Annotated in this window: 18 protein-coding genes; all 18 read left to right on the top strand. The window is 37.9% G+C overall.

The annotated features are described in order from the left end of the window. Positions 1-17: 17 nt before the first annotated feature. Positions 18-731 (top strand): SDR family oxidoreductase, encoded by a 714-nt coding sequence (locus IGL42_RS12125; RefSeq protein ID WP_002370095.1) that lies wholly within the window; start codon positions 18-20, stop codon positions 729-731. A 16-nt stretch (positions 732-747) separates the two neighbouring features. Next, the gene (locus tag IGL42_RS12120) at positions 748-1,638 is read left to right on the top strand and encodes an ABC transporter ATP-binding protein (protein WP_002361011.1); all 891 of its coding nucleotides are present in this window, start codon (positions 748-750) and stop codon (positions 1,636-1,638) included. Next, positions 1,631-2,872, top strand: a complete 1,242-nt coding sequence (locus tag IGL42_RS12115) for an ABC transporter permease (RefSeq protein WP_002394754.1) — start codon at positions 1,631-1,633, stop codon at positions 2,870-2,872. Before IGL42_RS12120 ends, IGL42_RS12115 begins: the two co-directional genes overlap by 8 nt. 228 nt (positions 2,873-3,100) lie before the next feature. After that, positions 3,101-4,429, top strand: coding sequence for a sensor histidine kinase (locus IGL42_RS12110; RefSeq protein ID WP_025186500.1), 1,329 nt, complete (start codon positions 3,101-3,103; stop codon positions 4,427-4,429). Between the two features lies 1 nt (position 4,430). Next, entirely contained in the window at positions 4,431-5,150 is a 720-nt protein-coding gene (locus IGL42_RS12105; protein ID WP_002388606.1) for a LytR/AlgR family response regulator transcription factor, read from the top strand. A 211-nt stretch (positions 5,151-5,361) separates the two neighbouring features. Continuing rightward, entirely contained in the window at positions 5,362-5,724 is a 363-nt protein-coding gene (locus tag IGL42_RS12100; RefSeq protein WP_002354933.1) for an Asp23/Gls24 family envelope stress response protein, read from the top strand. Positions 5,725-5,806: 82 nt separating this feature from the next. Beyond that, entirely contained in the window at positions 5,807-7,483 is a 1,677-nt protein-coding gene (locus IGL42_RS12095) for a DAK2 domain-containing protein (RefSeq protein WP_002354936.1), read from the top strand. A gap of 115 nt (positions 7,484-7,598) precedes the next feature. After that, positions 7,599-9,635: an ATP-dependent DNA helicase RecG gene (gene recG, locus IGL42_RS12090; protein ID WP_047648949.1), complete on the top strand. Its 2,037-nt coding sequence runs from the start codon at positions 7,599-7,601 to the stop codon at positions 9,633-9,635. Positions 9,636-9,737: 102 nt separating this feature from the next. Then, a complete protein-coding gene (gene plsX, locus IGL42_RS12085) occupies positions 9,738-10,739 on the top strand; it encodes a phosphate acyltransferase PlsX (protein ID WP_002354938.1) in 1,002 nt (333 codons plus the stop codon). A 136-nt stretch (positions 10,740-10,875) separates the two neighbouring features. After that, a complete protein-coding gene (gene acpP / locus IGL42_RS12080; RefSeq protein WP_002354939.1) occupies positions 10,876-11,115 on the top strand; it encodes an acyl carrier protein in 240 nt (79 codons plus the stop codon). A gap of 263 nt (positions 11,116-11,378) precedes the next feature. After that, positions 11,379-12,419, top strand: a complete 1,041-nt coding sequence (gene opp2D / locus IGL42_RS12075; RefSeq protein ID WP_002367425.1) for an oligopeptide ABC transporter ATP-binding protein Opp2D — start codon at positions 11,379-11,381, stop codon at positions 12,417-12,419. Further along, the gene (opp2F, locus tag IGL42_RS12070; RefSeq protein ID WP_002354942.1) at positions 12,419-13,363 is read left to right on the top strand and encodes an oligopeptide ABC transporter ATP-binding protein Opp2F; all 945 of its coding nucleotides are present in this window, start codon (positions 12,419-12,421) and stop codon (positions 13,361-13,363) included. Before opp2D ends, opp2F begins: the two co-directional genes overlap by 1 nt. Then, the gene (opp2B, locus tag IGL42_RS12065; protein WP_002354943.1) at positions 13,363-14,325 is read left to right on the top strand and encodes an oligopeptide ABC transporter permease Opp2B; all 963 of its coding nucleotides are present in this window, start codon (positions 13,363-13,365) and stop codon (positions 14,323-14,325) included. Before opp2F ends, opp2B begins: the two co-directional genes overlap by 1 nt. 27 nt (positions 14,326-14,352) lie before the next feature. Beyond that, a complete protein-coding gene (gene opp2C, locus IGL42_RS12060; protein ID WP_002365358.1) occupies positions 14,353-15,276 on the top strand; it encodes an oligopeptide ABC transporter permease Opp2C in 924 nt (307 codons plus the stop codon). 28 nt (positions 15,277-15,304) lie between these two features. Next, complete coding sequence (gene opp2A, locus IGL42_RS12055) at positions 15,305-17,083, top strand: oligopeptide ABC transporter substrate-binding protein Opp2A (protein ID WP_002365357.1); 1,779 nt, start codon at positions 15,305-15,307, stop codon at positions 17,081-17,083. Between the two features lie 329 nt (positions 17,084-17,412). Then, positions 17,413-18,105: a ribonuclease III gene (gene rnc / locus IGL42_RS12050; RefSeq protein WP_002354946.1), complete on the top strand. Its 693-nt coding sequence runs from the start codon at positions 17,413-17,415 to the stop codon at positions 18,103-18,105. A 20-nt stretch (positions 18,106-18,125) separates the two neighbouring features. After that, positions 18,126-21,704, top strand: a complete 3,579-nt coding sequence (smc, locus tag IGL42_RS12045) for a chromosome segregation protein SMC (protein ID WP_010710885.1) — start codon at positions 18,126-18,128, stop codon at positions 21,702-21,704. 24 nt (positions 21,705-21,728) lie between these two features. Next, a complete protein-coding gene (locus IGL42_RS12040; protein ID WP_002359053.1) occupies positions 21,729-22,556 on the top strand; it encodes a Cof-type HAD-IIB family hydrolase in 828 nt (275 codons plus the stop codon).

The following is a 22,556-nucleotide window of genomic DNA, read 5'->3' as shown; positions in this document are numbered from 1 at the left end:
TACGAAGGAGAGTAAGTATGAAAAATTTATTAGTTGTGGGATCTGCTGGATATTTAGGTAGGTCTTATATAGAAAAAAATAAAGAAAAATATAATTTTTGGGGAATAGACAAAGTCAAGAATACTAGTTGTCCAGATTTTATTAAGCAAGAATTTATTGCAGATGTAACAAATTTAAACAACATTCGAAAAATAAGAAAAAAACTTGAATGCGAGAGGATAAAATTAGATAGTCTATTATTTTCAGTAGGGATTAATCCTTTTCAAAGTTTTTATAGTATTGATGAAGAAATATGGGATTACACATTTTCTGTAAATCTAAAGTCTATTGTATTCATGATTAAGGAACTGTATCCATTATTTAAAGAACAAGTAGCTATCGTTCTGATTGGTTCTCAAAATGGTGTGGTTGGGCATGAACAGAGAATAGATTACGGTCCATCTAAAGCTGCGTTGATTCAATTAGCTAAAAATTTAACTTTGGATTTTGAGAAGGATCAGGAAAAAGATATTAAAGTTAATGTTGTTTCCCCATCATATATTCTAAATCAAAGTAATAAGCAGTTATTAACAGAATCTTTTGAAGGAAAGAAATTGCTAAAAAAAATCCCACTAAAGAAATTTGTTCAACTGGAAGATGTTGTTGCAGCCATTGATTTTCTGTTATCAGATCGCAGTAAAGCAATTAGAGGTCAAAACATTATCGTGGATTATGGCTATACCATTGTTTAACAGGAAGAGGGAAAATATGAGCTTAGAAATTAAAAAGTTGAAAAAGAAAATGAATGAGCAGGAAATTATTAAAGGAATCAATTTGACTATTCCAGAAGGCGAAATTTACGGCTTCTTAGGCGCAAACGGTGCAGGTAAAACTACTATTTTCCGCCATATTTTAGGCATCTACTCTCCTGATGAAGGGGAAATAACATGGCAGGGACGTAAAGTTGATCGCTTTGATGCTAAAGAGGTCGGTTATCTTCCAGAAGAGCGTGGACTATATCCGAAAAGAACGGTGAGACAACAATTAACTTTCTTTGGGAAGCTCCGTAAAATGAAAAAGAAAGAAATTGAAAAAAGTATCCTCTTTTGGCTGGATTTTTTTAAGATACAAAAGAACGTAGATCGAAAAATTAGTGAATTGTCAAAAGGGAATCAACAAAAGATTCAATTTATTGCGTCGATCATTCATGGACCCAAGCTTGTCATTTTGGATGAACCATTCTCTGGGCTAGACCCGATTAATGCGAATCAACTAAAAGAAGCAATTCTTTTTTTGAAGGAAAATAGTGCTACGATAATTTTCAGCTCTCATCAAATGGCAAACGTAGAAGAAATCTGTGAAAACATTTGTATGATGAAAAAGGGTGAGGTTCTTGTAGAAGGAAATTTAAAAGAAATCAAAGATGAAACGGATAAAAGAAAAGTGATTGTTCAGGCTGATTTTGACAGAGAAATATTAAAACAAGATTTTGAAATAGAATCGTATAAAGAAGAAAATGATGTTATTTCTTTTTATGTAAAAGATGAATGTACTGCGAAGAAAATTCAAAAATTTATTTTTCAATCAGAAAATATTCAGCAATTCAGAATTGAGCCAATTTCGTTAAATGATATTTTTCTAGAAAGAGTGGGTGAGTAAAGTGAAAAATATAGTGACGATTGCTTTAGAAACATACAAACAAAAAGTCGTGTCAAAAGTGTTTGTTATTATACTGTTGGTTTTGATGGTAGGGACATTTTTGGGAATGAATTATGAAGGGATTCTAAAAAAAGAGGAACCAAGCAAAGAAACCATCCTTGTTGTTTCAAATAATCAAGAGACTGTTACTATGCTGAAAGAAGTTGGTAAAGGTACCAATCTGAACTTTGTTGACGGCGGTCAAAAGTTATCAGATGCTGAGAAAGAGCTGAAAGATAGAGCGAGTAAAACCATTTTGAAAATTGAAAAGAGTAGCGCTGGTCTATACGAAGGAAAAATTTATTACGAAGGAGCTCTCCAATATAATGTGTCTGAACAATTACAAAGTCTTGTAACCACTGTAAATCAATCGATTAAATTAAATCAATTAAATATTGATGCGGCGCAACAACAGTTTTTGAATGAAAGCACACGTTTATCCTTAGAATCTTTAGCTGGAAATCAAGATAATTCGGTTCAAACATTAATACTAGTTTATATTGTTGGTTTTATTCTCTACATTGCAGTTATGCTCTATTCTACAATGGTTGCCCAAGACATTGCGGTGGAAAAGAGTTCAAGAGTTATGGAAATTTTACTCACAACAATTACACCAGTTCAGCACTTAATTGGTAAAATTGTTGGCATTGGGCTAGTTGGGGTAACGCAAGCAGCAGCAATTTTTGGGGCTGCGTATGCATCTTATGGAATTTTTGGAGATAGTACAGGAGTATTTGACTTTTTGAGTGAAGGCAAAAATAGTCAAGCAATCATCTTAGCTGTCATATGTTTCGTTTTAGGTTATTTGCTATATTCTGTTACGGCTGCTATTTTAGGTTCTGTTGTTTCCTCTGTTCAGGAAGTTCAACAGTTGATGTATATTTTGATTATTCCTTTATTTATTGCGATGTTTATGGTAATGATTCTTGCAACTGGATTAGGAAGTAACCAAGCGACTATCATTTCATCTTATATACCGTATCTATCACCGATAGTCATGTACGCACGTTATATGCTGGGGGATGCATCGTTAAATGCTTTTGCAGTAGCGATGGGAATTAATCTGGTCTTTACTATGATTTTAGCGTTTCTAGGCAAAAGTGTTTATCAAGGGGGCGTATTTATTTATAGTGGAGATAAACTTATAAATGTTTTCAAAAAAGCGTTTAAATCTGGGAAATATTATGTTAGATGAGTATAAAAAATCTTGTCGCAACTCTCATGTATAAAACATTTATTTTGATAAATAAAAAAGTAATTGAAATTGTACACTCAGTATAGCGAGTGTACAATTTTTGTTTATAGCGTAATAGTCGGGCGCTGAAAACTACTTTTTCTCAGTTTCACTTGTAAAGAAAGCTTGAATTGTCTTTTATTAGAGTATATACTTTTTTTATTAACTGAAATATAAGGAGGTTTTAATTTGGTGAGGTTTGTTTTTATTCTAAGTAATATCACGGCAGTGGTTCAAGTGTTCTTTAATTATCTAAAGTCAAAAGTAGTAAAGCTTAATAAAAAAATTACTTTACATAGTATTTTCGGATTGATGGTTATCGCAATTTTGAATGGCAAAATAATTTCTGCTATAGGAATGTATGGATTTGCTTGGATTTATTTGAGTATAATAATTTTAGGTTATTTTTTTATCTCTAAAAGCCTTATTAAAGTTTTAGGTATAAATTCTTATATCGTCATTATTTCAGCTATAAGTGGTCAGTTTGTATCCTTTATAAAGGAAAAAATATTTGGCACAGAACTAATTTTTTCAAGTAATTTAACTATGTTTTTACATAGTACATTTCGGCTAGCACTATCAGTAATTCTGACGATATTAATGATAAAGGGGATAAAAAAACTAGAAAAAAAGTTTTCTATTATCAATGAATGTCTTCTGCTTTTTAATTTGATAGGAATCGGCACAATGATTATCTACTATACCAGCCTGGTTTTAGGAAAATATTTGGGGAATAACAAGGAAATAATTGTAGTAAATTCAATCTTTCTCACGCTCTATTTAGTCGTTTCATTAATTTCTTTTATTGTGTATCTTAGTTCGCTCAAAAATAAATATGATATTCAACAGAAGGAAACAGAATATTTAGAAAATCAGAGATATATGGAGGCAATGGAGAAACAATTCAAGGAGATTCGGAAGTTTCGGCATGATTATAAAAATATCCTAAATTCATTAGAAGATTTTATTGTAAGTGGAGATTACGAGAGTCTTAATGACTATTATTTCAGTAAAATAAAGAAAGCATCAAAATGCATTGACCAAAATGGGTTCAAGTTAGAAGCGATTGGAAACATTCGAGTAAGAGAAGTTAAAAGTCTCCTTGTGTCTAAGTTGATTTCAACGCAAGAAAAAGGAATGGATGTACAGTTAGAAGTGACTGAACCAATTGAAGAATTAGCCATTGATTCAATTTCTTTGGTTAGAATACTAGGTATTTTTTTAGATAACTCTATAGAAGAAATCGAATTTTTAGGTGAGGGTAAGCTTGTAATCGCTGTATATAAAGATGCCTCTGCTGTACATATTATTATCCAAAATTCATGTAGGAAAAATTTACCAAAATTCCATCTACTTAAGCAACGCGGTTTTTCATTAAAGGGCACTGATAGAGGAATGGGATTGAGTAATGTTCAAGAATTGCTTCAATCCCTAAATAATGTTCAACTAGCTACCTCCATCAGTGATGGATGGTTTACTCAAAAATTGACGATTGAAAACAATAGGAGGTGCGAATAAGGTGATTTCTATTATTATTTGCGAAGATGATTGGCGACAACGACAAATGTTGGAAACCTATGTTAAAAATTACATAATGATGGAAAGTCTTGATATGGAACTGGTTTTTTCAACAGGAAATCCGTTAGAAGTACTTGAATTTGTCAAAAGTCAGTCTAGAATAATTGGGTTATATTTTCTAGATGTTGATTTACAACATGAAATGTCAGGATTAACCTTAGCAGCTAAAATCAGAGACTACGATAATTTAGGTAAAATCGTTTTTGTCACAACACATGGGGAACTGTCCTATCTGACGTTTACGTATAAAGTGGAAGCGCTGGATTATATCATTAAAGACAACAAAGAACATCTACAGCAGAAAATCTGTGAAAATATTCAATTGGCTCATGAACGTATAACTAGTGAACGTGGAGATACAAAAAAATTATTTAAATTTAAGGACGGCGATACCATTCGGTCTGTAGATATGACAACAATCATTTTTTTTGAATCTTCTTCCGTATCGCATAAAATTGTTTTACATCTTGAAAACGGAGAAATTGAATTTTATGGTTCCTTAAAGGAGATTGAAGAACAGTCTAATGACTTTTATCGTTGTCACAAATCATATTTAATCAACCGCAAGCATATAAGTAAAGTTATAAAAAGCGAACGGATTGTCGAAATGAGTAATGGAGAAAGATGTTTAGTCTCAGTGAGAGCCATGAAAAACCTCTAAAATCAGCAGACAAGATTCAATGAACCAAGTCGAATCTTGTCTTTTTCTGCATTGACAATGCACGACAAACGTTGTAAATTGTACAAATGTTGGTAATTATGAGGAAGGGTCTATAATATCTGACGAACTTCCTTTTAATTAAAGGCTGGATATGATAAAATGTTATGGAAGAAAATAGGGCGAATGTGCTCTTATAAGGAGGCTTTCATCAATGGCTGTAAAAATTCAAACACCCGCAGGTACCATTGAGATTACCAATGATGTGATCGCTACAGTAGTTGGCGGAGCTGCGACAGATATTTACGGAATTGTCGGAATGGCAAGCAAAAATCAAATTAAAGATAACTTAAACGATATTTTACGTCGTGAGAATTACTCACGTGGTGTCGTTGTTCGTCAAGAAGACAACGGAATCGCAGTGGATGTCTACACGATTGTTAGTTATGGTACAAAAATTTCTGAAGTTTCTCGTAACGTCCAAGAAAAAGTAAAATATAATCTTGAAACATTATTAGGTGTCACTGCGAATTCAGTTAACGTTTTTGTTCAAGGAGTTCGTGTATTACCGGATTAGAGGTAGTGTACTGTCAACGATGCAATTGCACAAGGAAGTCGTGTGTTGCCGTTAGCGGTAAATCTGAAGGAGGATTTTTTAGGTGAATGTAACAGAAATCAGCGCAGGTCAGTTCCAGGAAATGGTCCAGGCAGGTGCGACTCGTCTGCACACAAATGCAGAATATGTCAACTCATTAAACGTTTTCCCTGTACCCGATGGTGATACAGGAACAAATATGAACTTATCAATGACCAGTGGTGCAAAGGCTGTGGCCGATTCTCGCTCTGAAAAAGTAGGAGAATTAGCAGGTGCGTTATCCAAAGGGTTATTAATGGGTGCTCGTGGAAATTCTGGGGTTATTTTATCTCAATTATTCCGCGGCTTCTCAAAACAAATTCCTGAGGTTACAACATTAAATGCCAAAGACTTGGCCGCTGCCTTTACACATGGTGTAGAAACAGCGTATAAAGCAGTGATGAAACCCGTTGAAGGAACAATCTTAACTGTTTCTCGTGAAGCGGCGCGTTCTGGTGAACGTAAAGCGAAAGAAACAGATGACTGTATCGAAGTTATGACAGCTGTTGTAGCAGGCGCTAAACGTGCCTTAGCGAAAACACCTGATTTATTACCTGTCCTAAAAGAAGTCGGCGTTGTAGATAGTGGGGGTCAAGGACTACTATTTATCTATGAAGGATTTTTAGAAGCGCTTAGTGGTGAATTTTTACCAACTGAAACCTATGAACCAAGTCCTGCCGAAATGGACGAAATGGTTAATGCTGAACATCACCGTGGTGTTAGTGGCCACGTTGCGACAGAAGACATTAAATTTGGCTATTGTACAGAAATTATGGTTCGTATCGGCGAAGGCCCAACCGTGGACAGCGCTTTTGATTATGAAACATTCAGAAACTACTTAAATGAACTAGGCGATTCTCTATTAGTCGTTAACGATGACGAAATTATCAAAGTTCACGTGCACACTGAGCATCCAGGTGAAGTGATGAACTACGGCCAAAAATTTGGTTCGTTAGTAAAAATAAAAGTAGACAATATGCGTTTACAACATGAAACGTTAGTTGAACGCGATGCTCAGCAAGAAGCGTTGACTGAAAAAGTTCGCGTACCGTTTGCTGTGATTGCTATTGCAGCCGGTGAAGGCGTTCAAGAATTATTCCGAAGTTTAGGTGCAAGCTACATTATTAGTGGTGGCCAAACAATGAACCCAAGTACGGAAGATATTTTAAAAGCAGTCAAAGAAGTGAATGCAGAGCAAGTCATTATCTTACCAAATAACAAAAACATCTTTATGGCAGCTGATCAAGCAGCAGAAGTTGCCGATGTACCAGTAGCGGTTGTTCCATCTAAAACCATTTCTCAAGGAATGACAGCAATGTTAGCTTTCAATGATCAACAATCATTAGAAGAAAACAAAGCAAGTATGACGGAAATGTTAGACAGCGTTGTGAGTGGTCAAGTAACCACAGCTGTTCGTGACACAACCATTGATGACGTTGAAATTAAAAAAGATGACTTCTTAGGAATGATTGATGGTAAAATCGTCGTTTCTGAAGCAGATCGTTTTAATGCATCATTAGACACGTTGAACCGCATGATTGATGAAGACACTGAAATCGTGACAATTATTGTCGGCGAAGATGGTTCGGTTGAAGAAGCTGAAAAGCTAATCGCTATTTTAGTTTCTGAAAACGATGAACTAGAAACAGAACTTCATGAAGGTGGACAACCTGTGTATCCATACTTATTCTCAGCAGAATAGGTTTTCGTGATGAAAAAATAAAAACGAATAGGCTGGTTCATTAGTTAGGGCTAATGAACCAGCCTATTTAATGAATGATCCATTTTTTTGCGTATATTAATGAGGAGGGGATTTTATGGACATCACAGATTTAGTCAGCGTATTGCCCGGTGTTGGCCCAAAACGTGCTGAAAATTTACAAGAACTGGGGATTGCTACAATTGAAGACTTATTGACGTATTATCCCTTCCGCTACGATGATATCCAAGAAAAGGATTTAAGCGAGATTCAGGATCAGGAAAAAGTTACGCTAAAAGGGCTAGTGGTTTCGGAAGCAGTCGTTAGTCGGTACGGTTATAAGAAGAGCCGGTTAACGTTTCGAATGATGCAAGAACATGCGGTCATTAATGTTTCCTTCTTCAATCAACCTTTTTTAAAAGACAAAGTAGTTCTTTCCGAAGAAATTGCTGTTTATGGCAAATGGGACGCCAAGAGAAAATCATTAAATGGCATGAAAATCTTAGCTTCTAAAGGAGACAATGAAGATTTCGCCCCCATTTATCATGTGAATAAAAAAGTCCGCCAAAGCACGTTGGTTCAGTTAATCCGCACTGCTTTTGAAGAGTATGGTTCACTGGTTGAAGAGATTTTACCGAATGATTTATTAGAAAAGTACCGCTTGATGCCTAGAAAAGAAGCAATGTGGGCGATGCATTTTCCCAGTAATCCAGAAGAAAGCCATCAAGCCAAACGGCGAGTAGTCTTTGAAGAGTTTTTCCTTTTCCAACTTAAAATGCAAGGATTGAAGAAACAAGAAAAAGCGGAAAAAAATGGTTTAGCTGTTCAATATGACGTGGATCGCTTAAAAACGTTCACCCAAGGACTGCCTTTTGAATTGACAGGCGCCCAAAAAAAAGTGACCAATGAAATTTGTCGAGACTTGCGAAGTCCGAAGCATATGCAACGATTGCTTCAAGGTGACGTGGGGAGTGGGAAAACGGTAGTGGCTGCGATTGCGCTATACGCCACCATGACCGCTGGCTTTCAAGGGGCGTTAATGGTTCCGACTGAAATTTTAGCGCAACAGCACATGGAAAGCTTACAGCAGTTGTTTGATCCATTAGAAGTGCGAACGGCCTTATTAACAGGTTCCACCAAAACGAAAGAACGTCGTCTAATCCTCGAAGAACTGGCCAATGGCGAGATTGACATTGTGGTAGGGACCCATGCTTTGATACAACAAGATGTCAGTTTCCATCAATTAGGTTTGGTAATCACCGATGAGCAACATCGTTTTGGTGTGAACCAGAGAAAAATATTAAGAGAAAAAGGCTTAAAACCAGATGTTCTATTTATGACGGCCACTCCGATTCCTCGAACGCTGGCCATTACAGCCTATGGCGAAATGGATGTATCAATCATTGATGAAATGCCAGCTGGACGGATTCCAATCGAAACACGTTGGATTCGGCCGCCGCAGTTAGATACTGTTTTAGAATGGATGGAAAAAGAGCTAGCTCGAGGACATCAGGCCTATATTATTTGTCCCTTGATTGAAGAATCCGAAGCCTTAGATGTGAAAAACGCAACAGAAATTTTTGAACATATGCAAAGCTTTTATTCCCCAAGATATCAAGTGGGATTGCTACACGGTAAAATGAAAAATCAAGAAAAAGATGACATTATGCAGGAGTTCAAAGACAATCAGCTGCAATTATTGGTTTCTACCACCGTTATTGAAGTTGGCGTGAATGTACCAAATGCCACAGTGATGTTAATTATGGATGCGGACCGGTTTGGGTTAGCACAATTACATCAGTTACGGGGACGTGTGGGGCGTGGCTCCAGTGCTTCTTATTGTATTTTAGTGGCCAATCCGAAAAATGAAATGGGCGTTGAGCGTATGAAAATCATGACAGAAACCACCAATGGTTTTGTCTTGAGTGAGCGTGATTTGGAACTTCGCGGACCTGGGGAAGTGTTCGGTGCACGGCAATCAGGGGTGCCTCAATTTGCGGTAGGAGATATCGTGACGGACTTTAACATTTTAGAAGTTGCGCGCCAAGAAGCAAGTTCCCTATGGCAAGTGAAAGAATGGTGGCAATATCCTGCTTATCAAGGCTTAGCCAATCGAGTGAAACCCCAAGATGAGGCAGCCCAATTTTTCGATTAGAAGAGGTAATTTTTGAAGCCAGAAAGTAAAAGCCAATGCGTATTTCTTTGAAAAAAATATGTTATACTTGTTAGGAAACAAAAAAGTAGGAGGGAATCACTCATGAAAATTGCTGTAGATGCAATGGGTGGAGATAACGCCCCACAAGCAATTGTTGAAGGGGTTATGCTAGCCAAACAAGACTTCCCAGACATTGAATTTCAATTATATGGAAAAGAAGCCGAAATAAAAAAATACATCACCGATGAAAAAAACATTACGATTATTCATACCGATGAAAAAATCGCTAGTGACGATGAGCCAGTTAAAGCAATCCGTCGTAAGAAAACTGCTTCCATGGTTTTAGCAGCGCAAGCAGTTAAAAATGGGGAAGCCGATGCGATTTTTTCTGCAGGCAACACCGGAGCGCTATTAGCAGCGGGTCTGTTCATTGTCGGCCGCATCAAAAATGTGGAACGTCCCGGTTTGATGTCAACTTTACCTGTCATGGGAGAACCAGACAAAGGGTTTGACATGTTAGATTTAGGAGCCAATGCAGACAATAAACCAGAACATTTGGTTCAGTATGCCGTTTTAGGTTCATTCTATGCTGAAAAAGTTCGGAACGTTCAGAATCCTCGTGTCGGTCTATTAAATAACGGAACTGAGGAAACAAAGGGCAGTGAATTAACGAAAAAAGCCTTCGAATTGTTAGCAGCAGATGAAACGATTAATTTTGTCGGAAACGTTGAAGCACGAGAATTATTAAATGGCGTAGCTGACGTGGTGGTGACAGATGGCTTCACAGGAAATGCCGTTTTAAAATCCATCGAAGGCACAGCTATGAACATGATGAGCTTGCTGAAAACAGCGATTCTTTCTGAAGGTGTCAAAGGAAAAATGGGCGCCTTATTATTAAAGAATGCGTTGCGTGGCATGAAAGACGAAATGGACTACTCAAAACATGGGGGAGCGGTTTTATTTGGCTTAAAAGCGCCAGTCATTAAAACGCATGGGGCCACGGGTCCTGATGCCGTCCGCTACACCATTCGTCAAATTCATACAATGTTAGAAACCCAAGTTGTCCCACAATTAGTGGAATATTATGAAGGCAAAGCAGAGTAATTTGCAATTGTCTTGACATCAGTTTGTTACTCAAATGAAAAAAAGATGGACAAATACCCAAATTGTGAGTACAATGTATCTTAGCGTTTTAGTAAAAGAAAGAACCTTTTTTCAAAAGCAGTGGAGGTGAATACAGTTGACTCGTGAAGAAGTACTTCAAAAAGTAGCGAAGATTATCTCAAACCACTTTGATATTGAAGCGGATCAAGTAACAGATCAATTAAACATTAAAGATGATTTGAACGCTGACTCAATTAGCGTAATGGAGTTTGTTTTAGAACTTGAAGATGAATTTGGAACAGAGATTTCAGATGAAGATGCAGAAAAAATTGAAACAGTTGGTGCCGCTGTAGATTATATTGTGAGTAATTCATAAAAAATAATAAGACAAAGTCGATTAACATTCCTGTTAATCGACTTTTTTTGCGTACATAATGGTTATTTTATTAAGCAATAAGGCTATTTTTACACATATTTTTGTAAAAAAAATCATACATGTAAAAAAATAACTGCGAAAAAAGTTATTTTATCTTGCTTTTTATGGAATAATTCTATAAAATTATGAAAAAACAATGAGCTGTAAATTAACATTGATAAAAATTAGAAAGTGCTATCATTAAATATTAGTTAATTTATATAATGTTTTTGAAAGGACGTAAGGGGTGCGTATGGATGCAAGGAAATGAACAATTACTAGAGGTTTCAGGATTAGAAACAGCATTTAGAATCAAAGATGATTATTATAATGCCGTCGATGATGTTTCATTTGAATTGAAGAAAAATGAGATTCTGGCAATCGTCGGAGAATCTGGTTGTGGAAAAAGTACCTTAGCAACAACGATTATGGGCTTACATGATCCCAATCATACCAAAATTACTGGGGAAATTTTATACAACAATTTAAACTTAACTACGTTTAATGAAACATTGTACAACAAAGTCAGAGGAAACGATATTGGGATGATTTTCCAAGATCCGTTGTCTGCACTGAATCCGCTCATGCGAATTGAAGACCAAATTAAAGAAAGTCTCACGTATCATACCAAAATGACCGCACAACAAAAACAAGCACGGGCCATTGAACTGTTAGATCAAGTGGGGATTCCCAACCCAGAGCGTGTCGGGAAACAGTATCCTCATGAATTGTCTGGCGGCATGCGCCAACGGGTGATTATTGCCATTGCAATCGCGTGTAAACCACCGATTTTAATTGCAGATGAACCCACGACGGCCTTAGACGTTACCATTCAGGCACAAATTCTCGATTTGTTAAAAGATTTGCAAGAAGAAACAGGGAGCGGCATTATTTTAATTACCCATGACTTAGGTGTAGTTGCGGAAATGGCTGATCGTGTAGCGGTTATGTATGCGGGTCAGTTTGTAGAAGTAGCCACTGCTGAAGAATTGTTTAGTCATCCGAAACATCCATATACACGTTCCTTACTTCAGTCCATTCCCCAAGAGAATTCAGATGAAGAAGAACTTCATGTGATTGAAGGGATTGTTCCTTCGTTAACCAAATTACCTAGAAAAGGTTGTCGGTTTGCCCCACGAATTCCTTGGATTGATGCATCGGAACATGAAGAAAATCCAACATTACATGAAGTTGCACCGAATCATTATGTTCGTTGTACATGTTATAAACATTTTCATTTTAGAGACGGGGAAGGGGAAGCGTAATGACAGAAATTATTCAAATTAAAGATTTAAAAGTTCATTATCCAATTCGCAGCGGCTTCTTCAATCGAATCACTGATCATGTTTTGGCGGTTGATGGTGTGGATTTCATGATTGAACAAGGTAAAACGTATGGGTTAGTTGGTGAATCGGGTTCTGGAAAATCAACGACAGGAAAAGCAATTATTGGTTTAGAAAAAATTACAAATGGTGAAATTATTTATCAAGGACAAGATGTAACCAAGCCGCGAAGTCGAAAAGCGATTGGATACAACAAAGATGTCCAAATGATTTTCCAAGATTCGATGTCAAGTTTAAACCCTAAAAAACGAGTACTAGATATTATCGCCGAACCAATTCGAAATTTTGAACGGTTAAGTGACCAAGAAGAAAAGAAAAAAGTCAAAAGTTTGTTGGACATTGTGGGGATGCCAGAAGATGCGTTGTACAAATATCCTCATGAATTTTCTGGTGGACAACGCCAACGTTTAGGCGTCGCCCGAGCGGTGGCTACCAGCCCCAAATTAATTATTGCAGATGAACCTGTTTCAGCACTGGACTTATCTGTGCAAGCACAGGTATTGAATTTTATGAAAAACATTCAACAGGAATATGGGTTAAGTTACTTATTTATTTCCCATGATTTGGGCGTAGTTAAACATATGTGTGACAACATTGCCATTATGTACAAAGGCCGTTTTGTAGAAATCGGTACACGCCAAGATATTTACACTAATCCACAACACATTTATACCAAACGCTTACTTTCAGCAATTCCTAAAATTGACGTAGCGAACCGAGAAGCTCACAAAGAAGAACGAAGAAGAGTTGAGCAAGAGTATCGGGAAAATCATAAAGACTATTATGATGAAAATGGGCGGGTTTATAACTTACATGCGATTAGTCCAACCCACCAAGTAGCGTTAAAAAATGGAGGTGCTGAATAATGTGGAAAACAATTTTACGCCGTTTGTTATTGATGATTCCGCAAGTGATTATTTTAAGTGTCTTGATTTTCCTATTGGCTAAAATGATGCCAGGTGATCCGTTTACAGGATTGATTAATCCGAACCAAGACCCGAAAGTGATTGAAGCCATGCGCGAAGCTGCCGGGTTAAATGATCCTTGGTACGAACAATATTTCCGTTGGATTGGCAATGCCTTACATGGAGATTTTGGTCATAGTTTTATCTTTAAATTACCTGTGTCCACGCTCATTGCTGGTCGGGTGGGGAATACGATTGCATTGGCTGCTGTGTCAGTTATAATCACGTATTTAATCGCCATTCCTTTCGGTTTAATTGCTGGCCGTTACCAAAATTCATGGTTTGACAAAATGGTGGTTATCTATAACTTCTTCAGTTTTGCCGTGCCATTATTCATCTTTGCCTTGATTATGCTCTTTATTTTTGGGTATCGCTTAGACTGGTTCCCAACGAGTGGAACCGTGACTGTTGGTTTGGCTGAGGGAACATGGCCGTATTATTTAGATAAACTGAAGCATTTAATTTTACCAGGGGTCACTCAAGCGTTGCTAGGGACAGCGGTCACTATTCAATATTTGCGGAGTGAAGTGATTGATGTTAAAAACATGGACTTTGTTCGTACTGCTCGTTCAAAAGGAGTGCCAACGAATAAAATTTTTAATCGACACATTTTTAGAAATGCAGCATTACCAATTGCCTCTCAATTAGGTTATGAAATTACTGCTTTGATTGCCGGATCAGTCGTTATTGAAAAGATTTTTGCTTTCCCAGGAATTGGAAAATTATTTATTGATAGTATCATTCAACGTGACTATTCCGTTATTACCGCTCTCGTGTTGATTTTGGGATTGGCAACCCTTATCGGAACCTTAATTTCTGATATTGTAATGAGTATTGTTGATCCAAGAATTCGAATTCAGTAGAAAAAACACGAAGAAAGGGTGATAAAAATGGAATTGACAGAAGAAAAAAGAGAAGAAGTCTTACAAGAAAGTATTCCACCAATGGGCTTTCGGATGATTGCGCGAGAATTCGTCAAAGAAAAAATGGCGATGTTTTCTTTAATCCTTTTGGTCATTATCTTATTAGCCGTTTTTATCGGTTCGTTAGTGTTAGACCAAAGTGCCGTTATGCATGTAAGTATTTTAGATAAATATGCGGAACCAGGTACCGTTACAATGAATGGCACCAAGTTCATTTTAGGTGCCGATGAAGGGGGTCGTGATGTTTTAGGACAATTGATTATCGGGGCTAGGAACTCGATTTTAATCGGTTTTGCCATTACGATTATTACGTCTATTATCGGGGTCGGTTTAGGGATTATTTCCGGTTATTATGGAGGCATGATTGATAATATTTTGATGCGTATCGTGGATTTTATTATGATTTTGCCAATTATGTTAATTATTATTGTGTTCGTTTCCGTGATTCCTAAATATAGTATCTGGTCCTTTATTTGGATTATGTGTGCGTTTTATTGGGTTGGAAAAGCGCGGTTGTTCCGCAGTAAAACGTTATCTGAAGGGCGCCGAGATTACGTTAGTGCCTCTAAGACAATGGGAACAAGCGATTTTAAAATTATGTTTCGAGAAATTATGCCGAATTTAAGTTCATTAATTATTACGAACTTAACGATTAATTTCGCGGCCAATATCGGGATCGAAACAACGTTAACTTTCTTAGGCTTCGGGTTACCACAAAGTGTCCCAAGTTTAGGAACCTTAATTGGCTACGCCAGCAGTGGGGATGTATTAGTCAATAAACAATGGGTTTGGTTACCTGCATCAATTCTAATTTTAGTCTTGATGTTAAGTATAAACTATGTTGGACAAGCATTTAAGCGCTCAGCAGATGCACGACAACGATTAGGCTAATTAGCCAAAAAATGAGGGAGGAAAAGAGATGAACAAGAAACGAATTTTAGGTGCAATCACGTTAGCTTCTGTGTTAGTATTCGGGTTAGCTGCATGTGGTGGCGGCAATAAAGGCGGGGGCAATAAAGCAACGGAAACAGAAGACATTTCAAAAATGCCAATCGCTGTTAAAAATGATAAAAAAGCAATTGATGGCGGGACATTAGATGTCGCTGTAGTTATGGATACACAATTCCAAGGACTTTTCCAGCAAGAATTTTATCAAGACAACTATGATGCACAATACATGCTTCCAACGGTACAGCCATTATTTAACAATGATGCAGACTTTAAGATTGTCGATGGGGGTCCTGCGGATCTGAAATTAGATGAAGATGCCAATACAGCAACCATTAAATTACGTGACAATTTGAAATGGTCTGACGGTAAAGATGTGACGGCAGATGACGTGATTTTCTCTTATGAAGTCATTGGTCATAAAGACTATACAGGGATTCGTTATGATGATAACTTTACGAATATTGTTGGCATGGAAGACTACCATGCTGGTAAATCACCAACCATTTCTGGCATAGAAAAAGTCAATGATAAAGAAGTTAAAATCACTTATAAAGAAGTTCACCCAGGAATGCAACAATTAGGTGGCGGTGTTTGGGGTTCAGTTTTACCAAAACATGCCTTTGAAGGAATTGCTGTTAAAGACATGGAATCAAGCGATGCAGTTCGTAAAAACCCTGTGACTATTGGACCATACTACATGAGTAATATTGTGACAGGTGAATCTGTTGAATACCTACCAAATGAGCATTACTACGGTGGCAAACCTAAATTAGATAAATTAGTGTTCAAATCTGTTCCTTCTGCGAGCATTGTAGAAGCGATGAAAGCGAAACAATACGATATTGCATTATCAATGCCAACAGATACGTATCCAACATACAAAGATACTGAAGGGTATCAAATCTTAGGACGTCCCGAACAAGCCTACACGTATATTGGCTTTAAAATGGGTACGTTTGACAAAGAAACCAATACAGTGAAATACAATCCAAAAGCTAAAATGGCAGATAAAAGCTTACGTCAAGCCATGGGCTATGCAATTGACAATGATGCAGTCGGCCAAAAATTCTACAACGGCTTACGAACAGGGGCAACAACGTTAATCCCACCAGTCTTCAAGAGCTTGCATGATAGCGAAGCGAAAGGCTATACGCTTGATTTAGACAAAGCGAAAAAATTATTAGACGATGCTGGTTATAAAGACGTAGACGGCGATGGCATTCGCGAAGACAAAGAAGGCAAACCACTAGAAATCAAGTTTGCTTCAATGTCAGGCGGCGAAACTGCACAACCACTTGCTGATTACTATGTCCAACAATGGAAAGAAATTGGCTTAAACGTAACGTATACAACAGGACGCTTAATTGATTTCCAAGCATTCTATGATAAATTGAAAAATGATGACCCAGAAGTAGATATCTATCAAGGCGCGTGGGGCACAGGTTCAGATCCTTCACCAACCGGCTTATATGGTCCAAACTCAGCCTTTAACTATACACGTTTTGAGTCAGAAGAAAATACTAAATTACTTGATGCGATTGATTCAAAAGCATCATTTGATGAAGAAAAACGTAAAAAAGCCTTCTACGATTGGCAAGAGTATGCCATTGATGAAGCGTTTGTAATCCCAACGCTTTACAGAAATGAAGTCTTGCCTGTCAACGACCGTGTAGTTGACTTTACGTGGGCAGTTGATACGAAAGATAATCCATGGGCAACGGTGGGTGTCACTGCGGAAAAACGTTAAACAACGTTCCGCTGATTTAATAGAGATAGAACGAGGTCGGGACAGAAGTGTTTAACTCCGAGAAATAAGAAGGAGTTGCTTCTGTTCCCGCCGTTTATCAGTTTTTGAGCGTGGCGCAAAAATCCAAAGTGATTTTTGTCCCACGCTCTTTCTATCTCTTACGTAAACAAACGCTTTTATCTCAGTCATAGCTCTATTTATTTATTTTTTTCTAAAAAATAATGAGAACACAGTGAATAACAGGCTTTTTCTGAATAGAACCATTTAAAAAAAGTGAAAAAAAAAGTATAATGAAACAAGGTGTAAATAAATGTAAAGGAATGTGGAGAATGGACAATCAGTTAACAACAGAGTTAAAAGAACGTTACGGCATTGTTTTCCATGATGTCAATCTATTAGAGCAAGCTTTTACTCATTCATCCTATGTGAATGAGCATCGCTATTTAAAATTATCCGATAATGAACGTCTTGAATTTTTAGGAGATGCAGTTTTAGAATTAATTGTTTCACAATATTTGTATTTAAAATTCCCAGAACTTCCAGAAGGAAAATTAACGAAGATGCGCGCAGCCATCGTTCGGGAAGATAGTTTAGCCAAATTTGCGAAAGAATGTCACTTCGACAACTACATTTTATTAGGTAAAGGAGAAGAAGCATCGGGCGGACGAACACGTGCATCATTATTATGTGACTTATTTGAAGCCTTTTTAGGTGCCCTCTACTTAGACCAAAAAGTTGGCGCAGCCAAGAAATTTATTGAAGACGTTATTTTTCCGAAAATTGATGCCGGTGCTTTTTCACATGAGATGGATCACAAAACACAATTACAAGAAGTTTTACAACGCAAAGGCGATGTTTCAATTGAATATCGCTTAATTAAAGAAGAAGGCCCTGCTCATGACCGCACCTTTTTCACTGAAGTTTACATGAATGGTGAACTCATTGGGTTAGGCCAAGGAAAATCGAAGAAGTTAGCTGAACAGGATGCCGCTGAGCGGGCACTGAAAAGTATTCCTCAGTAAGGCTGGAAGGAGCAATATTCGTGTATTTAAAACGAATTGAAATTACAGGATTTAAATCATTTGCAGATAAAACCATTATTGAATTTGAAGATGATGTGACAGCAGTGGTTGGTCCGAATGGAAGTGGGAAAAGTAATATCACGGAAGCCGTTCGCTGGGTATTAGGTGAACAATCTGCGAAAAACCTTCGCGGTGGCAAAATGAACGACATTATCTTTGCCGGTTCGGAAGGTCGTAAGCCGCTAAATATTGCGGAAGTTACCGTGACGTTAGACAACAACGACCATTATTTAGCATTGGATTATAGTGAGATTAGTGTCACCCGTCGTTTAAAACGAACGGGCGAAAGTGACTTTTTTATTAATAAACAAGCGTGCCGTTTAAAAGACATTCAAGATTTATTTATGGATTCAGGGTTAGGCAAAGAATCTTTTTCAATTATTTCGCAAGGGAAAGTTGAAGCGATTTTTAATAGTAAACCTGAAGACCGTCGAGGGATTTTTGAAGAAGCAGCGGGCGTTTTAAAATACAAACAACGAAAGAAAAAGGCTGAACAAAAGCTTTTCGAAACTGAGGACAACTTAAGCCGTGTCCAAGATATCATTTACGAGTTGGAAGACCAATTAGTTCCTCTAGCCGCCCAAGCAGATGCGGCTAAAAAGTATTTAGCTTTGAAAGAAGAACTTACCGAAATTGATGTCAATTTAACTGTGACCGAAATTCAAGAAGCAAAAGCTATTTGGGAAACGAAAACGCAAGAATTAACAGCCATTGAAGAAAAGTTAGCTGGCGCAAGTAAACAAGTCCATGACCTAGAAGGCAAATTGGTACGTTTACGCAGCAAGCGCAATCGTTTAGATGAACAAATTGAAACGGAACAACAACAATTATTACAAGTGACAGAAGCGTTGAAACAAGCAGAAGGACAAAAAAATGTTTTAATTGAACGTTCTAAACACACCTCCCAAACGGCAAGCGAATACGAAGAGACGTTGGCAGAAACGGCCGAAAAAATTGTTCGTTATCGAGAAGAATTGCAGACGCTGGAAACAGCAATCGCAGAAAAAACGGCACAACGTCAGACGTTAAAAGAAGCATTGGCTTTGGCAACGAAAGATGTGGAAAAATATAGTAAGTCTTCTAAAGAATTAATGGAAGAATTGCGCAGTCAGTATGTGGAAGTCATGCAAGAACAAGCCAATACAGCCAATGACTTAAAATATTTAGAACGACAATATCAACAAGAAACAGCTAAAAATCAACAATCGCTAGCAAAACACGAAGCGCTAGAAGAACAGATGGTTGAAGCTCTTGCAATGAAAGAAACGCTAGAAAAAGAGCAAAAAGTCGCAAAACAAGGCTTACAAGAACAGCTGGAAGAATACACTGCGTTGAAAGCAACGCTTGAAGCCAAACGTGAACGATTAGCACAGCGTCAAAATGATATGTACCAAGCGATGAATCAAGTGCAACAAGCGAAGGCACGCCAAAAAAGTTTGCAAGAAATTCAAGAAAATTACGCTGGCTTCTATCAAGGCGTGAAAGCTGTATTGCGTCACAAAAACCAATTAACTGGGATTGTTGGCGCAGTGGCTGAGTTAATTGAAGTGCCTAAAGAATATACGTTGGCGATTGAAACGGCCTTAGGTGGTGCGGCGCAACATATTGTTGTGGAAAATGAGAAAGATGGTCGTGCAGGCATTACCTTCTTAAAACAACAACACAGTGGCCGAGCAACCTTTTTACCATTGACTACCATTAAGCCGCGCTCTGTATCGGCGATGGTTCAGAATCGTTTGGCTGGTGCACCGGGCTTCGTGGGGATTGCCAGTGAATTAGTTCGTTATCCAGAACAAGTACAAGCCGTTATTCAAAATCTCTTAGGCGTCACGATTTTAGCGGCAGATTTAACGAGTGCCAACCAGTTAGCAAAATTAGTCAATTACCAATATCGCGTTGTCTCATTGGAAGGCGATGTGATGAATCCTGGCGGTTCGATGACTGGGGGAGCCAATAAACGTGGCAACCAAGGAAGCCTATTTTCACAAGCGCAAGAACTTCAAACAATTACTGAACAAATGACTCAATTAGAAACACAACTAAGAAGTGTGGAACAAGAAGTCCAAGCGCTCTCGCAAGAAGTGAAAACAGCCACGGAACGTGCAGAAATGTTGCGCTCTGCTGGTGAACAAAATCGCTTAAAACAACAAGAAATTGACAATAAATTAGCCAATCAAACAGAAACGATTACTCGTTTAACAAAAGAAAAACGTCTGTTTGAATATGAATCACGGGAATTGCATCAATTCTTAACCGAATATCAAACGAAAAAAGCCACATTGACAGAGCAACAAGCAAACTTAACGGCAACGAAAGAACGTTTAGATGCTGAAATGAAACAAGTGGAACAAGAAGCTAGCCAAATGGAAACCTTTAAAGCCCAAGCGCAAGAACGCTTGACGACAGTTCAAGCAGAACAAGCAGTAGCGGCGGAACAATGTGCCCATTTTGCTCGTCAAAAGCAAGACAAACAAGAACAATTGGACGAATTGTTGATTCGAGAAACGGCCATCCGTCAACAGCTACAACAATTAAGTAGCCATTCTAGCGATCACCAGTTAACCGAAGAAGGCTTAGCGGCACAAGTCGCTCAATTAGCGGAGAAACAAACAGCGTTGCAAACCTCTTTACAAACGGCACGTAGTCAACGACAAGCGTTGCAAGAAGAAGTAGACGAGTTAGATACAAAATTAGCGGAAGAAAACAAACGCCAACAACAGTATTTAGCAGATAAAACACAAATTGAAGTCCTAAAAAATCGTGCAGAAATGCAATTAGATAGCTCGTTAAGTTACTTACAGGAAGAATACAGCTTAACCTTTGAAGCTGCCTATGAAGCGTATTTCCCAATCGATGATTTAGCGCAGGCGCAGCAAACAGTGAAACGCCTAAAACAAGAAATTGAGCGGTTAGGACCTGTTAACTTAAGTGCCATCGAGCAATTTGAACAAGTCGATGAACGCCATCAATTTTTAGTCAGTCAACGTGATGATTTATTAAATGCGAAAGAACAATTATTTGAAACCATGGATGAAATGGACCAAGAAGTGAAAGAACGGTTTAAAGAAGTCTTTGAAGCAATTCGTGGCCAGTTCAAAGTGGTATTCCCTAATATGTTTGGTGGCGGACGGGCAGAACTGGTGCTAACCAATCCAGAGGATCTCTTGAATACAGGGATTGAGATTGAGGCGCAACCACCAGGGAAAAAATTACAACATTTAAGCTTGTTGTCTGGAGGCGAACGGGCATTAACGGCGATTGCGTTACTCTTTTCAATTATTCGTGTTCGACCCGTTCCGTTCTGTATTTTAGATGAAGTAGAAGCAGCTTTAGATGAAGCCAACGTTGCTCGTTTTGGTCATTATTTAAGCGAATTTGAAGATGGCACACAGTTTATTGTGGTGACGCATCGTAAAGGGACAATGGAAGCCGCAGATGTTTTATATGGCGTGACTATGCAAGAATCTGGGGTTTCAAAAATCGTTTCAGTTCGCTTGGAAGAGGTCAAAGAAGGTGGCGCAATTGAAAAAAGCAATTAGCCAGAAGCAAGGAGGAGCGAACGTTTGATAAAATTAGTTGCTATTGATTTAGATGGAACATTATTAAATAGCCAAAAAGAGATTTCTTTACGGAATAAACAAGCACTGATGGCTGCGAAACAAGCAGGCGTGAAAGTTGTTATCTGCACAGGTCGACCTTTGGCAGCTATTGGTCCTTACTTAGAAGAATTAGGTTTACAAGATGAAGGCGATTATAGCATTACTTTTAACGGCGGATTGGTTCAAAAAAATGATACAGGGGCCATTATTGAGAAAACATTGATGCCCTTGGAAGCGATTCATGAGCTGTACCAATTAGCAACCACACTCAACATGCCGTTTGATGTCTTATCCGATGAGGTCGTGATGCAACTGCCTTCTGCACCTAATTATCCTTCAATTTATAGTTCTCTAAACAAATTATTAACCTTTGAGTCCTACAAATTAGAAGAGTTAACCCCGAATCGAATTTATAACAAAGTTGTTGTTGCGATTGATGAAGCGTATTTAAATGAACGCATCAAGGAAATTCCGGCCTCCTTTTATGAGCGCTTTGAAATTATTAAAACGCGAAATAACTTATTAGAATTTATGCCAAAAGGGATTACGAAAGCCTATGGTATTTCCTTGTTAGCCAAAGATTTAGGAATCCGTGCAGAAGAAATCATGACCCTAGGGGACGAAGAAAATGATTTACCGATGATCGAATACGCTGGCTTAGGTGTCGCCATGGCAAATGCGATTCCATTAGTTAAAGAAGCCGCAGATGTCGTTACAGACACGAATGACCAAGATGGCGTTGCCAAAGCGGTCGAAAAATATATTTTAACGCCGTTGGAAGGAGGCCAATAA

The sequence above is a fragment of the Enterococcus sp. DIV0712 genome, assembly GCF_050554855.1.
Classification (GTDB): domain Bacteria; phylum Bacillota; class Bacilli; order Lactobacillales; family Enterococcaceae; genus Enterococcus; species Enterococcus faecalis.
Note: the sequence above shows the minus strand (reverse complement) of the source record. Positions and strands in the feature narration are given on the sequence as shown.

Bases quoted from the DNA above. Each gene is read 5' to 3' on its own strand.
- IGL42_RS12125 (WP_002370095.1), top strand. From the start codon at position 18: ATGAAAAATTTATTAGTTGTGGGATCTGCTGGATATTTAGGTAGGTCT.
- IGL42_RS12120 (WP_002361011.1), top strand. From the start codon at position 748: ATGAGCTTAGAAATTAAAAAGTTGAAAAAGAAAATGAATGAGCAGGAA.
- IGL42_RS12100 (WP_002354933.1), top strand. From the start codon at position 5,362: ATGGCTGTAAAAATTCAAACACCCGCAGGTACCATTGAGATTACCAAT.
- recG (WP_047648949.1), top strand. From the start codon at position 7,599: ATGGACATCACAGATTTAGTCAGCGTATTGCCCGGTGTTGGCCCAAAA.
- plsX (WP_002354938.1), top strand. From the start codon at position 9,738: ATGAAAATTGCTGTAGATGCAATGGGTGGAGATAACGCCCCACAAGCA.
- opp2D (WP_002367425.1), top strand. From the start codon at position 11,379: ATGTTTTTGAAAGGACGTAAGGGGTGCGTATGGATGCAAGGAAATGAA.
- opp2F (WP_002354942.1), top strand. From the start codon at position 12,419: ATGACAGAAATTATTCAAATTAAAGATTTAAAAGTTCATTATCCAATT.
- opp2B (WP_002354943.1), top strand. From the start codon at position 13,363: ATGTGGAAAACAATTTTACGCCGTTTGTTATTGATGATTCCGCAAGTG.
- opp2C (WP_002365358.1), top strand. From the start codon at position 14,353: ATGGAATTGACAGAAGAAAAAAGAGAAGAAGTCTTACAAGAAAGTATT.
- opp2A (WP_002365357.1), top strand. From the start codon at position 15,305: ATGAACAAGAAACGAATTTTAGGTGCAATCACGTTAGCTTCTGTGTTA.
- rnc (WP_002354946.1), top strand. From the start codon at position 17,413: ATGGACAATCAGTTAACAACAGAGTTAAAAGAACGTTACGGCATTGTT.